The following is a 13,708-nucleotide window of genomic DNA, read 5'->3' on the forward strand; positions in this document are numbered from 1 at the left end:
CGACAAGGTACTCTACATGATCAGATTTTCTCATTGGCTGCTGGCTTCCGCGCTGTCGCTGAGCGCGCTGGCGGCCAGCGCCGCCGCCGGTCATGCGCCGGCGATCGTCGCCCATCGCGGCGGCACCGCCGATGCGCCGGAAAACACCCGCATCGCTATCGAAACGGCGTTGAAAAACGGCGCCGACGCCATTTGGATCACCCTGCAAGAATCCAAAGACGGCGTCATCGTGCTGTATCGCCCCTCGGATCTGAAAGCGTTGACCAACCGGCAGGGCCCGGTCTCTGGCTATACCGCCGCGCAGCTGGCCGAGACCGATGCCGGCTGGGCCTTCGCCAAGGGTGACGCCCACCCGTTCCGCGGCCGGGGCATCGGCATTCCGCGCCTCGACGACGTGCTGAAGGCGTTTCCGCACGTCACCTTTTATCTGGACATCAAATCCCCGGACGCCGATCCGGCGCAGTTTGGCCAGGCGCTGCTGGCGACGTTGCAAAGCACCGACAGCCTGAACCGCATCCGCGTCTACTCTACCGACGCCAAATACCTGCAGGCGCTGCCGCCGGCCATCCCCCGCTTTGAAAACCGCGACGAGACCCGCACGCTGCTGGCCAACGTCACCATGGCGCACCAGTGCGACGTCAAACCGGACAACCGGCAGCCGCGCTGGTACGGGCTGGAGCTGAAGCGCGAGGTGGAGGTGGTAGAGAAATATACCCTCGGCGAAGGGCGTTCGAAGGCGTTTCTGACCTGGGATAAAGAGTCGATGGACTGTTTCCGCTCGCAGGGCCCGGCGCACATTATCCTGTTCGGGGTCAACTCGCCGCAGGAATATCAGCAGGCGCTGGCGCTGGGCGCCGACGGCGTGATGGTTAACTCCCCAGCCGAGGCGAAAAGCTTCCGCAAGGCGAAATAAAAAACCCGGCCAAGGCCGGGTTTTCGCTACAGCTACAGAATGCGGTGCTTGTCCAACTGCTCGCGCCGCTGCGCCGCTTTGGCTTCGCGCTTTTTGCGCGCATCGCACGGCTCCGGGCAGTCGCAGACTTTCTCCATACCCAGCGCGGTGATGCCGCCGCAGCTGCCCTGCAGGCTTTTGCGTTTGAACACATAGCCCAGCGACATGCCGCCGACGATCAGCAGAAACAACACGAAGGTAGCGGCGAATACCGTCAACATAGCAACCTCACGAACGCTTTTTCAGATAGGGCTTGAACGCGTCTGAATAACGCTCCTCAAAGCCGTCGGCGGTTTTCACGATCATGAACACCGGGATGCCGAGCAGGTTGGCCAGCGCCATGCCGCGCTCCGGCCCCATCACGTTCAGGCCGGTGGACAGGCCGTCGGCGGTCATGCAGGTCGGGCTCAGCACGGTGATCGACACCAAACGGTGATGAATGGGCCGGCCGGTAACCGGATCGATAGTGTGCGAATAGCGCACCCCGTCCTGCTCGAAGTAGTTGCGATAGTCACCCGAGGTGGCGATCGACATCTCTCCCGGTTGGATCACCAGCTGCGCCTGCTGCTGCGTACCGGCGGTCGGGCGCTCGATGGCGATGCGCCACGGCTTTTGTTCGCCGTTATGCCCGCGCGTGCGCACTTCGCCGCCGATATCCACCATGTAGTTTTGCACGTGCTGCGATTGCAGGTATTCCGCCACCACGTCCACGCCATACCCTTTGGCGATCGACGACAGATCGACGTACAGCTCAGGGATGCTTTTCACCAGCGCGCTGCCCTGCACCGACAGTTTGTCGGCGCCGGTCCAGGCGCGACGATGCTCCAGCTCCGCCTCGCTCGGCACTTTGTCCGGCCGTCCTTCCGGGCCGAAGCCCCACAGGTTGACCAGCGGCCCGACGGTCACGTCCAGCGCGCCATCGGTGACGCGGTTGATGCGCAGCGCTTCGCGCACCACTTCGGCGGTGGCCGGCGAAACCGGGAACGGCCGGTCAATGTCGCGGCTGGCGTTGAAGCGGCTCAGCTCGGAATCCGGCCGGTAGGTGGACATCTGATCGTTCACCTGCTCCAGCCGTTTGTCGATCCCCGCCTGTATCTCGCGCGCCGACGGCGTATCTTCGCCGGTCACGTAACGGATCGAATACGAGGTGCCCATGGTTTTACCCGTCAGGTCCACCTGTTCCGGCCCGCAGCCGGTCAGCAGCAGGGTGGCGCTCAGCGCCACGCCCGTCAGCCAGTTCTTCATCGCCAATGCGCGCATTTAGCCACCAAAGTCATCCAGCATGATGTTTTCGTCTTCGACGCCCAGATCTTTGAGCATCTTGATCACCGCGGCGTTCATCATCGGTGGCCCGCACATGTAAAACTCGCAGTCCTCCGGCGCCGGGTGGTTCTTCAGGTAGTTCTCCAGCAGAACATTATGGATAAAGCCGGTGTAGCCGGTCCAGTTATCTTCCGGCTGCGGATCCGACAGCGCCACGTGCCAGGTGAAGTTTTCGTTCTCCGCCTGCAGCTGGTTGAAGTCGTCTTCATAGAACATCTCGCGCAGCGAACGCGCGCCGTACCAGAAGGTGATCTTGCGTTTCGAGTTTAAACGCTTGAGCTGATCGAAGATGTGCGAACGCATCGGCGCCATGCCAGCGCCGCCGCCGATAAAGATCATTTCGGCGTCGGTGTCCTTGGCGAAGAACTCGCCGAACGGCCCGGAGATGGTCACCTTGTCGCCCGGCTTCAGCGACCAGATATAGGAAGACATGATGCCCGGCGGCACGTCCGGATTGTTCGGCGGCGGCGTGGCGATACGCACGTTGAGCATGATGATGCCCTTCTCTTCCGGGTAGTTGGCCATCGAGTAGGCGCGCACCGTGGTGTCGTTCACCGTCGAACGGTAGCGGAACAGGTTGAACTTGTCCCAGTCGCCGCGATACTCCTGCGGCACGTCGAAGTCGGCGTAACTGATGTCGTGCGCCGGCGCTTCGATCTGGATGAAACCGCCCGCGCGGAACGGCACGTCTTCGCCATCGGGGATCTTCAGCTTCAGCTCTTTGATAAAGGTGGCTTTGTTATCGTTGGAGATAACCTCACACTCCCATTTCTTCACGCCGAAGATCTCTTCCGGCAGCTCGATCTTCAGGTTCTGCTTCACGTTCACCTGGCACGCCAGGCGGCAACCCTCTTTAGCTTCGCGCTTGTTGATGTGCGAGAGCTCGGTCGGCAGGATATCGCCGCCGCCCTCTTTGATCACCACCCGGCACTGGCCGCAGGAGCCGCCGCCGCCGCAGGCCGAGGAGACGAAGATCCCCTGGCTGGAGAGCACGTTGAGCAGCTTGTCGCCCGCCGGCGCATGGAAGCTCTTATCCAGATCGCCGTTGATTTCCACCGCGATGTCACCGGTGTTCACCAGCTTCGATTTGGCGAACAGGATCAGCAACACCAGCACCATCACGATGGCGGTGAACATCGCTACGCCTAAAATAATTTCCATAAATTCTTCCCGCCTTTACAACTGAACACCGGAGAAGGACATGAAGCCCAGCGCCATCAGTCCGGTGGTGATAAAGGTAATGCCCAGACCGCGCAGCCCTGCCGGCACGTTGGCATACTTGAGTTTTTCGCGGATCCCCGCCATGGCGACGATCGCCAGCATCCAGCCGGTGCCGGAGCCGATGCCGTACACCACCGATTCGGCGAAATTGTAGTCGCGCTGCACCATGAAAGACACGCCGCCAAAGATGGCGCAGTTCACGGTGATGAGCGGCAGGAAGATGCCGAGCGCGTTATACAGCGACGGGAAGAAGCGATCGAGGATCATCTCCAAAATCTGCACCAGCGCTGCGATCACGCCGATGAAGGTGATGAAGTTGAGGAAGCTCAGATCGACGCCTTCCACCAGCGCGCCGTCGCGCAGGATCAGGTTGTAGACCAGGTTGTTCACCGGCACTGAAATGCCGAGCACGATGGTCACCGCGATGCCCAGGCCAAAGGCGGTCGACACCTTCTTCGACACCGCCAGGAAAGTACACATCCCGAGGAAGAACGCCAGCGCCATGTTCTCGACGAACACCGCGCGCACAAACAGGCTGATATAGTGTTCCATCGGCCTTTACTCCTTTTCGATCTGCGCCGGCTTCAGGGTGCGCAACACCCAGATCAGCAGGCCGATGATGAAGAACGCGCTCGGCGCCAGCAGGAACAGGCCGTTCGGCTGATACCAGCCGCCGTTCTGCACCGTTTCCAGCACCGGAACGCCGAACAGCTTGCCGGAGCCGATCAGCTCGCGCAGGAAACCGACCAGCACCAGGATCACCCCGTAGCCCAGCCCGTTGCCGATGCCGTCCATAAAGCTCTCGATCGGCGGCGACTTCATGGCGTAGGCCTCGGCGCGCCCCATCACGATGCAGTTGGTGATGATAAGGCCGACGAACACCGACAGCTGCTTGGAGATCTCGAACGCATAGGCGCGCAACAGCTGATCGACCACGATCACCAGCGAGGCGATGATCGCCATCTGCACGATGATGCGCACGCTGTTGGGAATATGATGACGGATCAGCGAGATGAAGAAGCTGGAGAACGCGGTCACCAGCGTCACCGCAATGGTCATCACCACCGCCGTTTCCAGCTTGGTGGTCACCGCCAGCGCCGAACAGACGCCCAGCACCTGCAGGGCGATCGGGTTATTGTCGAACAGCGGCCCCAGCAGGACCCGCTTTATCTCTTTGGAATCAGCCATTTTTCAGCGCTCCTTCACGAACTTTTTTCAGGAACGGGCCGAAGCCGTGCTCGCCCAACCAGAAATCAAACGTATGCTGCACGCCGTTGGAGGTCAGCGTGGCGCCGGACAGGCCGTCCACCCCGTGCACATCCCCCTGGCGCGCGCCGCCTTTCACCACGCGGATCGCCGGCTGGCCGTTGTCGTCGAACAGCTGCTTGCCGACCCACTGCTGGCGCCAGGACGGGTTCTCGACCTCACCGCCCAGCCCCGGCGTTTCCCCCTGGTCGTAGTAGGTGATGCCTTTGACCGTGTTGCCGTCGTTATCCAATGCCACAAAGGCATACATCATCGACCACAGACCGGTGCCGTATACCGGCAGCACAATCTTGTTCACCTGGCCGCTTTCATCGCGCACCAGGTAGATTTCCGCCTGGTTGCTGCGGCGCTTGATGCCGGCCGGATCGTCGCCCGCCGCCAGCGCCACGCTTTTGGCGTCGTCGCGCAGCGCGGCGCCCAGATCGAACGCCGCCGCCTTGCCGGCGACAAACTCGCCGCTGTTCAGATCCACCAGGCGCGGTTCGATGCGCTCGCTGTACAGGCGCTTGACCTGCTCGCTCTCCATTTTCGGCTGCAACAGGCCGGCTACGTCGAGAATATTGCGCTGCTTATCGAGCAGCTTTTGCTCCTGCTGTTTGGACTTCAGGCCGACGGCGGAGCCCGCCACCACCACTGAACACACCAGACACAGCAGCAGCACTACCAGCAGCGTTTTACCGATGCCGTCGTTTTTCGCTTCATTCGCCACGGGCTTTTCTCCGCTTGATGTTGGCCTGCACCACCAGGTAATCGAACAGCGGTGCGAACAGGTTGGCGAACAGGATCGCCAGCATCATACCTTCCGGATAGGCGGGGTTGACTACCCGGATCAGCACGCACATCACGCCGATCAGAATGCCGTACCACCATTTCCCCTTATTGGTGAAGGAGGCGGAAACCGGGTCGGTCGCCATAAAGATCATGCCGAAGGCGAAGCCGCCCAGCACCAGATGCCAGTACCACGGCATGGCGAACATCGGGTTGGTGTCCGAACCGATGGCGTTGAACAGCATGGCGGAAGCCACCATGCCGAGCATCACGCCGGCGACGATGCGCCAGGAGGCCACGCGGCCGAACAGGATAATCGCCCCGCCGATCAGGATCATCAGCGTGGACACCTCACCGATGGAGCCGGGAATGTTGCCGAGGAAAGCGTCCATCCAGCTGATGGACTGGCCGGTGGCGACGTTGCTCAGGCTGTGCGCCCCGCCCGCGCTCCACTGCGCCAGCGGCGTCGCGCCGGAGAAACCGTCCGCGGAAGTCCACACCAAGTCGCCGGAGATCTGCGCCGGATAGGCGAAGAACAGGAAAGCGCGGCCGGCCAACGCCGGGTTGAGGAAGTTGCGCCCGGTGCCGCCGAAGATCTCTTTGGCCACTACCACGCCGAAGGTGATACCCAGCGCGGCCTGCCACAGCGGCAGGGTCGGCGGCACGATCAGCGCGAACAGGATAGAGGTGACGAAGAAACCTTCGTTGACCTCATGCTTGCGGATGATGGCGAACAGCACTTCCCAGAAGCCGCCGACGACGAACACCACGGCGTAGATCGGCAGGAAGTAACAGGCGCCCAGCACCATCTTGCTGACCCAGCCGGCGTCGGCCGCCAGCGAGGCGCCGAGCCACTGCGCCAAGCGATAATGCCAGTCGCCCGCCAGCACCTGTTGCAGCGCGTCGCCGCTGTACAGATGGTGCAGCGCCGGGATCGCCTGCTGGCCGACGTTGTACATGCCCCAGAACATCGCCGGGAACACCGCCAGCCACACCAGGATCATCATGCGTTTCAAATCGATGGCGTCGCGCACGTGCGAAGCGCCGCGCGTCACCGTGCCGGGGGTGTAAAACACCGTGGTGGTCGCTTCATACAGCGGGTACCACTTTTCCAGTTTGCCGCCCGGCGTGAAGTGATGCTCTATCTTCTCAAAATAATTCTTCAGGCCCATTGGTTATCCTTCCTGCTCAATCTTGGTCAGCACCTCGCGCAGCACCGGCGCGTACTCATACTTGCCGGGGCAAACGAAGGTGCACAACGCCAGATCTTCCTCGTCCAGCTCCAGGCAGCCCAGCGCCTGCGCACTGTCGCTGTCGCCCGCCAGCAGATCGCGCAGCAGCAGCGTCGGCAAAATATCCAGCGGCATCACCCGCTCGTAGTTGCCGATCGGCACCATGGCGCGTTCGCCGCCGTTAGTGGTGGTCGAGAAGGCGAACAGTTTGTTTTTCAGGAAGTGGCCCAGCGTGGTGCGGGTAATGGAGAACTTGTTCGGCGACGGCACGATCCAGCCGAACAGCTCTTTGTCGCGCCCTTCTTCCAGCACCGACACCTGCGAGTGGAAACGGCCCAGCCAGGCGTTCGGCCCGGCGGCCTGCATACCGTTCAGCACCGAGCCGGAGATCACCCGGTTCTCGCCCTCTTTCAGGCGGCCGGCGGTAAGCTCATCGAGGCTGGCTCCCAGGCGGGTGCGCAGCAGCGTCGGCTGCGCCACCTGCGGCCCGGCCAGCGCCACGACCCGTTGGGTATCGAGCTTACCGGTGGTGAACAGGGTGCCGATGGCGATCGCGTCCTGGTAACCGATGTGCCAAACGGTTTTCTTCAGGCTGACCGGTTCAAGGAAGTGAATGTGGGTGCCCGCCAGCCCGGCGGGATGCGGGCCGGCAAATTCGCTGTAGGCGATCTGCGGGCCGCTCTGCTGGCCAACCGAGGCGCCGGCGGCGTGGCATACGTGTACCTTACCCGCCGTCAGGCGCGCCAAGACCACCAGCCCGGCGTTGAACGCCGCCTGCTGTTCGGCGATGATCACCTGCGGATCGGCGGCCAACGGTTGGGTATCCATCGCGGTGACGAAAATGGCGCGCGGTTCGCTGCCGGGAGCCGGCGTCTTGCTGAACGGGCGGGTGCGCAGCGCGGTCCAAAGGCCGCTGGCGATCAGTTCGCTCTCGACCTGCTCGCGCGACAGCTGGGCCAGTTCATCCAGCGGGTAGTGCGCGAACTCGAGCTGATCGTCGCCGCCGTTTTCCAGCGCAATCACCACCGATTGCAAGACGCGCCGCTCGCCGCGGTTAATCGCGGCGATGCGGCCGCTGGCGGGAGCCGTGAAGAAAACCCCGGGGTTTTTCTTGTCTTCGAACAACGCCTGGCCTTTCTTAACGGTATCGCCTTCCTGCACCAGCATGGAGGGGCGCATTCCGACATACTCTTCCCCAAGCAGGGCGACATGCTGAATGTTCGGGCCGTCTTGGATCGCCTGAACCGGAGCCCCGGCTATCGGCAGATCTAACCCTTTTCTGATCTTAATCATAGGATTTATACGATGTAGTTTGGTTTACACGTCTGACCGGCCCCAGAGGCGGGTGCGGACGATGCCAGGATTGCCGGGCAGTGCGCACGACGGCACGCCCAACATGAACTTTCTCGCAGTGAATATATGGGGTAACGCGCATTCCCTTGATTCCCCCTTTCCGTTGTTTGCGTGACAATCGATGTGTTAACGGTCTGTAGCCAAATAACCACCAAAACGGCCGGGTTATATGCAATAACTCTTGCCGCTTCAATCGCCACAGCGCGTTAAATTGAAGAGAGAATATTAACATTGTTCGCAACATTGTTCTGCGTTCCGTCGTGACTTGTGTCAAGCAAACGCAATTAAATTTCGCCTGTTTTTCACTACTTATCGTTAAAATCTGCCGGTCATTTCACTTTTATCGAGCTTTGTCGTTTTTTTATACATATCACGTATTGCTAAAAATAAACGCGCTGGTAATCTGGCGGTGTTTTGCAGCAGTAAAAACAATAATCAGTGGCACGCTGGCCAATCCCATTGCGCCGGCAGATAAATATAAGCAGGAATAATAATGAGCAAAATCGCGCTGTTGTTTGCGATGCTTGTTTCTATGCCGATGATCACGGCCTGCAGCGCCAGCGAGCAGGTACCCGAAGCGCCGGTAGTTAAACAGCAATTATTGGGGTCGCCGGTCTATATTCAGATCTTCAAAGAGGAACGCAAGCTGGAATTGTATGCCAAAATGGGCAATGAATTCCGCTTGGTCAATACGTTCCCGATCTGTAATTTCTCCGGCGGGCTGGGTCCTAAACGTCGTGAAGGCGACTTTAAAAGCCCGGAAGGCTTTTATAGCGTTGACGCGCGCCATCTGAAACCCGACAGCAAGTATTACCGGGCGATCAATATCGGTTTCCCTAATGATTACGATAAGTCGCAGGGCTATTCCGGCGCTTATCTGATGATCCACGGCGAATGTAAATCGATCGGCTGTTACGCGATGACCAACACCTATATGGATGAGATCTATCGCTACGTCGAAGCCGCCTTCGCCTATGGCCAAAGCCGCGTCGACATCAGCATCTACCCGTTCCGCATGACCGATCAGAATCTCAAACGCCATGCGTCATCCAGCTATATCGCCTTCTGGCGCCAGCTGAAGCCGGGCTATGATTACTTCGCGAAGAACCACCAGCCGCCGATGATGACCGTGGACAACGGCCAGTATGTGCTGGGTCAACCGTTGATGAGCAGCGGCCAGATGACGCAGTACGCGTCAGCCAGCCCGACGCCCAACACCAATCCCTTCGCTCAGAACAAGCCGCTCACCGAAGTGAAATAACGCGAACTCGCCTGGCTCAATCTTGTGCCAGGTTTCGTTGGCGGTCAGCGGTTGGGTGGCGATCACCGTGACCACATCGTTCGGTGTGGTCTGCTGCTGAAAATCGATCTCCACGTCCTGATCCAGTAGCGTCGCCTTGCCGAACGGCGCGCGGCGCGTGATCCAATACAGGTTGGTGGAGCAATAGGCCATCACGAAGCGCCCGTCCGACAACAGCATGTTAAATACCCCTTTCTTGCGCAGCTGGCTCGCCAACAGGCCGATATAGCGGAACACCGCCGGCCACTGGCTCGGGGTGCGCGGGTATTTCAACGCCAGCTGATGCAGCAGCCAGCAAAACGCGTATTCGCTGTCGGTCTGGCCGACCGGGCGAAACGTGCCGGTATCCAACTGGCGATAGCCTTTCAATTGACCGTTGTGCGCGTAGGTCCAGTTGCGGCCCCACAGTTCGCGGGTGAACGGATGGGTGTTTTCCAGCGCCACTTCGCCGCGGTTGGCCTGGCGAATATGGGACACCACCGCGCAAGACTTGATCGGATAGTCCTGCACCAGGCGGGCGATCGGCGAGTTGAAGCTCGGCTGCGGATCCTTGAATGTGCGGCAACCGTTCCCTTCATAGAAGGTAATGCCCCAGCCATCCTTATGCGGCCCGGTGCGGCCGCCGCGCTGTACCAGGCCGGTAAAGCTGAAGCAGATATCGGTCGGTACGTTTGCGCTCATCCCGAGCAGTTCACACATCGCCAGCACTCCTTAACCACACTGACATACGCTGTGCGGGCGCGGCATGCATGCGGCGCCCACTGTCTTATTTCTGGGGGAGCCGCAGCCCCCCGAAGGCTATCAAGCCTTAACCATCTCTTTTTCGATCAGCTGAATCAAGATGTGAATCGCTTTGATGTGGATTTCCTGAATGCGATCGGCGTAGCCGAAGTGCGGCACACGGATTTCCACATCGGCGGAACCCGCCATTTTACCGCCGTCCTTGCCGGTCAGGGTGATCACTTTCATCCCCTTGGCGCGCGCCGCGTCGATGGCCTTGATGATGTTGCCGGAGTTGCCGGAGGTAGAAATGCCCAGCAGCACGTCGCCTTCGCGGCCCACCGCTTCCACATAGCGGGAGAACACATACTCATAGCCGAAGTCGTTGCTGACGCAGGACAGATGGCTCACGTCCGAGATGGCAATCGCCGGGTAGCCCGGGCGGTTTTCACGGTAGCGGCCGGTCAGCTCTTCGGCGAAGTGCATCGCGTCGCAATGGGAACCGCCGTTGCCGCAGGAGATCACTTTACCGCCGGCTTTGAAGGAGTCCGCCAGCAGCACCGCCGCGCGTTGGATGGCGTCGATGTTGGCGTCGTCATTGATAAATTTCGCCAGAGTATCAGCCGCTTCGTTCAGTTCACTGCGAATAAGGTCGTGGTACATGAGGAACCTCTTGTTATCGTCAAATCTTCCGCTCCGCAGTGTACCGGATCGCGGAAACAGCGAGAAGCATTCTCAGCCAAACAGCGCGCCGGTTAAGGAAGCGGAGAGGTTTTTGATGATTGGTGCTGTCAGTTTGTGACCTGAGTTGTAATTAAACTGTAAACGCATTGATAAAAATTCTGCCTTGTACTAAAACCTATTACATACACACAACAGGTCAGACCTCTTACTACTTCGGAGCTTCTTATGATGGTTCTTAGTATCGTCGTTTTCCTGGCTCTCCTCGGCGTGGTGTTCTACCACCGAGTGAACCTTACCCTCAGCAGCCTGATACTGGTGGCGTACACCGCCGCCATGGGCGCGATCGGCCTGTGGAGCTTCTGGCTGTTGCTGCCGTTGGCTATCGTGCTACTGCCGCTGAACCTTTCCTCTGTGCGTCGCTCTCTGCTCTCCGCGCCGGCGCTGCGCGCCTTCCGCAAAGTGATGCCGCCGATGTCCACCACCGAGAAGGAAGCGATCGACGCGGGCACCACCTGGTGGGAAGGCGATCTGTTCCGCGGCGCGCCGGACTGGAACAAGCTGCACAACTACCCGAAACCGCATCTGACGGCAGAAGAGCAGGCGTTTATCGATGGCCCGGTGGAAGAAGCCTGCCGCATGGCCAACGACTTCCAGATCACTCACGAACTGGCCGATCTGCCGCCTGAACTCTGGGCGTACCTGAAAGAACACCGCTTCTTCGCGATGATCATCAAGAAAGAGTACGGCGGTCTGGAATTCTCCCCATACGCTCAGGCGATGGTGCTGCAAAAACTGGCCGGCGTTTCCGGCATCCTGGCGATCACCGTCGGCGTGCCGAACTCCCTCGGCCCAGGCGAACTGCTGCAGCATTACGGTACCGAAGAACAGAAAAACCACTACCTGCCGGGCCTGGCGCGCGGCGACGAGATCCCTTGCTTCGCGCTGACCAGCCCGGAAGCGGGTTCCGATGCCGGCGCGATCCCGGACGTGGGCACCGTGTGCATGGGCGAATGGCAAGGCAAGCAGGTGCTGGGCATGCGCCTGACCTGGAACAAGCGCTACATCACGCTGGCGCCGGTCGCCACCGTACTGGGTTTGGCATTCAAACTGCATGATCCGAACCGCCTGCTGAGCGACAACGAATCCCCGGGCATCACCTGTGCGCTGATCCCGACCAGCACGCCGGGCGTGGAAATCGGCAACCGCCACTTCCCGCTGAACGTGCCGTTCCAGAACGGCCCGACCCGCGGCACCGACGTGTTCGTGCCGATCGATTACATCATCGGCGGCCCGAAAATGGCCGGCCAGGGCTGGCGCATGCTGGTTGAATGCCTGTCGGTCGGTCGCGGCATCACCCTGCCGTCCAACTCCACCGGCAGCCTGAAATCCATCGCCCTGGCGACCGGCGCCTACGCGCACATTCGCCGTCAGTTCAAGATCTCCATCGGCAAGATGGAAGGGATCGAAGAGCCGTTGGCGCGCATCGCCGGCAACACCTATGTGATGGACGCCGCCGCTTCATTGATCACCTATGCACTGGTGCAGGGCGAGAAACCGGCCGTGCTGTCGGCCATCGTCAAATACCACTGTACGCACCGCGGCCAGCAGTCGATCGTTGACGCCATGGACATCGCCGGCGGTAAAGGCATCATGCTGGGCGAATCCAACTTCCTGGCGCGCGCTTATCAGGGCGCACCGATCGCCATCACGGTGGAAGGCGCGAACATCCTGACCCGCACCATGATGATCTTCGGTCAGGGCGCGATCCGCTGCCATCCTTATGTGCTGGATGAAATGGCGGCGGCGCAGAACAACGATCTGAATGCCTTCGATAAATCGCTGTTCGGCCACCTGGGCCACGTCGGCAGCAACAAGATACGCAGCTTCTGGCTGGGCCTGACCAACGGCCGCACCAGCGCCACGCCGACCAAGGACGCGACCCGTCGTTACTATCAGCAGTTGAACCGCCTGAGCGCCAACCTGGCGTTGCTGTCGGACGTTTCCATGGGCGTGCTGGGCGGCAGCCTGAAGCGCCGCGAGCGCATCTCCGCTCGCCTGGGGGATATCCTCAGCCAGATGTACCTGGCTTCCGCCGTGCTGAAACGCTTTGACGACGAAGGCCGTCAGAAAGAAGATCTGCCGCTGGTGCATTGGGGCGTGCAAGACAGCCTGCATAAAGCCGAACAGGCGCTGGATGATCTGCTGCGCAACTTCCCGAACCGCTTTATCGCCGGCGCGCTGCGCTTCGTGGTCTTCCCGTTCGGCCGCGTGCATACCGCACCGTCCGATCGCCTGGATCATCAGCTGGCCAAGATCCTGCAGGTGCCTTCCGCCACCCGCAGCCGTCTGGGGCGCGGCCAGTACCTGACGCCGAGCGAGCATAACCCAATCGGCCTGCTGGAAGCGGCGCTGGCCGACGTGATGGCCGCCGAGCCGATTCACGAACGCCTGTGCAAGGCGGTCGGCAAAAACCTGCCGTTCACCCGTCTGGATCGTTTGGCGGAGCGCGCGCTGGAAGAAGGCAAGATCAGCGCCGACGAGGCGAAGATCCTGGTGAAAGCCGAAGAGAGCCGCCTGCGCTCCATCAACGTGGACGACTTTGCGCCGGATGCGTTGGCGGCCGCCAAGCCGGAAAAGCCGGCGGCGCAGTCTAAGCGCCAGCAGCAGACCGAAGCGGCTTAACGTTCACTTCACGCATCCAAGGGGCGATCATCATCGCCCCTTTTTCTTTTGCTTTCATGACAAACTGCGCACCGCGCCGCAGGTTGGCGCAGCGGCGGATTTAACGGGAAGGAAGTTCGGGTAGACTGCGCAGCGGGTGCTCTGGATCTTTCTGTCCGGCGCCTTGGCAAAGGAGAGAAAGAGAAAGGCCCCGAGTCGATATTATCA

At 60.6% G+C, this 13,708-nt stretch carries 13 protein-coding genes; 3 read left to right on the plus strand and 10 right to left on the minus strand.

Annotated features, from left to right (window positions below):
- Positions 1-16: 16 nt before the first annotated feature.
- Positions 17-913, plus strand: coding sequence for a glycerophosphodiester phosphodiesterase family protein (locus J9788_RS14045; protein WP_182265060.1), 897 nt, complete (start codon positions 17-19; stop codon positions 911-913).
- Between the two features lie 32 nt (positions 914-945).
- On the opposite strand, the gene nqrM is transcribed toward J9788_RS14045, so the two are convergent.
- From nqrM to J9788_RS14085, 8 genes are read right to left on the minus strand one after another with little or no spacing between them, the layout of a single operon-like run.
- Positions 946-1,173, minus strand: a complete 228-nt coding sequence (nqrM, locus tag J9788_RS14050) for a (Na+)-NQR maturation NqrM (protein WP_004930244.1) — start codon at positions 1,171-1,173, stop codon at positions 946-948.
- A gap of 7 nt (positions 1,174-1,180) precedes the next feature.
- Positions 1,181-2,212, minus strand: a complete 1,032-nt coding sequence (locus J9788_RS14055; RefSeq protein WP_182265061.1) for an FAD:protein FMN transferase — start codon at positions 2,210-2,212, stop codon at positions 1,181-1,183.
- A complete protein-coding gene (nqrF, locus tag J9788_RS14060) occupies positions 2,213-3,436 on the minus strand; it encodes an NADH:ubiquinone reductase (Na(+)-transporting) subunit F (protein ID WP_033634097.1) in 1,224 nt (407 codons plus the stop codon).
- 15 nt (positions 3,437-3,451) lie between these two features.
- Complete coding sequence (gene nqrE / locus J9788_RS14065; protein ID WP_015376732.1) at positions 3,452-4,048, minus strand: NADH:ubiquinone reductase (Na(+)-transporting) subunit E; 597 nt, start codon at positions 4,046-4,048, stop codon at positions 3,452-3,454.
- 6 nt (positions 4,049-4,054) lie between these two features.
- Positions 4,055-4,684 carry an NADH:ubiquinone reductase (Na(+)-transporting) subunit D gene (locus tag J9788_RS14070; RefSeq protein WP_004930232.1) on the minus strand — a complete coding sequence of 210 codons (630 nt, stop codon included), beginning with the start codon at positions 4,682-4,684 and terminating at the stop codon, positions 4,055-4,057.
- Positions 4,677-5,471, minus strand: coding sequence for a Na(+)-translocating NADH-quinone reductase subunit C (locus tag J9788_RS14075; RefSeq protein WP_015376731.1), 795 nt, complete (start codon positions 5,469-5,471; stop codon positions 4,677-4,679). The genes J9788_RS14070 and J9788_RS14075 overlap by 8 nt, the downstream gene beginning before the upstream one ends.
- On the minus strand, positions 5,461-6,702 hold the full coding sequence (locus tag J9788_RS14080; protein ID WP_015376730.1) for an NADH:ubiquinone reductase (Na(+)-transporting) subunit B: 1,242 nt from the start codon (positions 6,700-6,702) through the stop codon (positions 5,461-5,463). The genes J9788_RS14075 and J9788_RS14080 overlap by 11 nt, the downstream gene beginning before the upstream one ends.
- A gap of 3 nt (positions 6,703-6,705) precedes the next feature.
- The gene (locus J9788_RS14085; protein WP_182265062.1) at positions 6,706-8,055 is read right to left on the minus strand and encodes a Na(+)-translocating NADH-quinone reductase subunit A; all 1,350 of its coding nucleotides are present in this window, start codon (positions 8,053-8,055) and stop codon (positions 6,706-6,708) included.
- A 553-nt stretch (positions 8,056-8,608) separates the two neighbouring features.
- Between J9788_RS14085 and dpaA the strand changes: the two genes are divergently transcribed.
- Positions 8,609-9,376 (plus strand): peptidoglycan meso-diaminopimelic acid protein amidase, encoded by a 768-nt coding sequence (dpaA, locus tag J9788_RS14090; protein WP_046897653.1) that lies wholly within the window; start codon positions 8,609-8,611, stop codon positions 9,374-9,376.
- Here dpaA and J9788_RS14095 read toward each other — a convergent pair.
- Complete coding sequence (locus J9788_RS14095) at positions 9,311-10,114, minus strand: class II glutamine amidotransferase (RefSeq protein WP_019454310.1); 804 nt, start codon at positions 10,112-10,114, stop codon at positions 9,311-9,313. The genes dpaA and J9788_RS14095 overlap by 66 nt on opposite strands.
- Before the next feature lie 102 nt (positions 10,115-10,216).
- A complete protein-coding gene (gene lpcA, locus J9788_RS14100; protein WP_004930220.1) occupies positions 10,217-10,798 on the minus strand; it encodes a D-sedoheptulose 7-phosphate isomerase in 582 nt (193 codons plus the stop codon).
- Between the two features lie 246 nt (positions 10,799-11,044).
- Here lpcA and fadE point away from each other — a divergent pair, with 246 nt between their 5' ends.
- Entirely contained in the window at positions 11,045-13,501 is a 2,457-nt protein-coding gene (gene fadE, locus J9788_RS14105; RefSeq protein ID WP_182265063.1) for an acyl-CoA dehydrogenase FadE, read from the plus strand.
- The last annotated feature ends 207 nt before the right edge of the window (positions 13,502-13,708 follow it).

Source organism: Serratia sp. X10 (assembly GCF_017811775.1).
GTDB lineage: Bacteria > Pseudomonadota > Gammaproteobacteria > Enterobacterales > Enterobacteriaceae > Serratia > Serratia ureilytica.

Excerpts from the sequence above, each read along its gene's own strand:
- J9788_RS14045 (WP_182265060.1), top strand. The coding sequence starts at position 17 with ATGATCAGATTTTCTCATTGGCTGCTGGCTTCCGCGCTGTCGCTGAGC.
- nqrM (WP_004930244.1), bottom strand. The coding sequence starts at position 1,173 with ATGTTGACGGTATTCGCCGCTACCTTCGTGTTGTTTCTGCTGATCGTC.
- J9788_RS14055 (WP_182265061.1), bottom strand. The coding sequence starts at position 2,212 with ATGCGCGCATTGGCGATGAAGAACTGGCTGACGGGCGTGGCGCTGAGC.
- nqrF (WP_033634097.1), bottom strand. The coding sequence starts at position 3,436 with ATGGAAATTATTTTAGGCGTAGCGATGTTCACCGCCATCGTGATGGTG.
- nqrE (WP_015376732.1), bottom strand. The coding sequence starts at position 4,048 with ATGGAACACTATATCAGCCTGTTTGTGCGCGCGGTGTTCGTCGAGAAC.
- J9788_RS14070 (WP_004930232.1), bottom strand. The coding sequence starts at position 4,684 with ATGGCTGATTCCAAAGAGATAAAGCGGGTCCTGCTGGGGCCGCTGTTC.
- J9788_RS14080 (WP_015376730.1), bottom strand. The coding sequence starts at position 6,702 with ATGGGCCTGAAGAATTATTTTGAGAAGATAGAGCATCACTTCACGCCG.
- J9788_RS14085 (WP_182265062.1), bottom strand. The coding sequence starts at position 8,055 with ATGATTAAGATCAGAAAAGGGTTAGATCTGCCGATAGCCGGGGCTCCG.
- dpaA (WP_046897653.1), top strand. The coding sequence starts at position 8,609 with ATGAGCAAAATCGCGCTGTTGTTTGCGATGCTTGTTTCTATGCCGATG.
- J9788_RS14095 (WP_019454310.1), bottom strand. The coding sequence starts at position 10,114 with ATGTGTGAACTGCTCGGGATGAGCGCAAACGTACCGACCGATATCTGC.
- lpcA (WP_004930220.1), bottom strand. The coding sequence starts at position 10,798 with ATGTACCACGACCTTATTCGCAGTGAACTGAACGAAGCGGCTGATACT.
- fadE (WP_182265063.1), top strand. The coding sequence starts at position 11,045 with ATGATGGTTCTTAGTATCGTCGTTTTCCTGGCTCTCCTCGGCGTGGTG.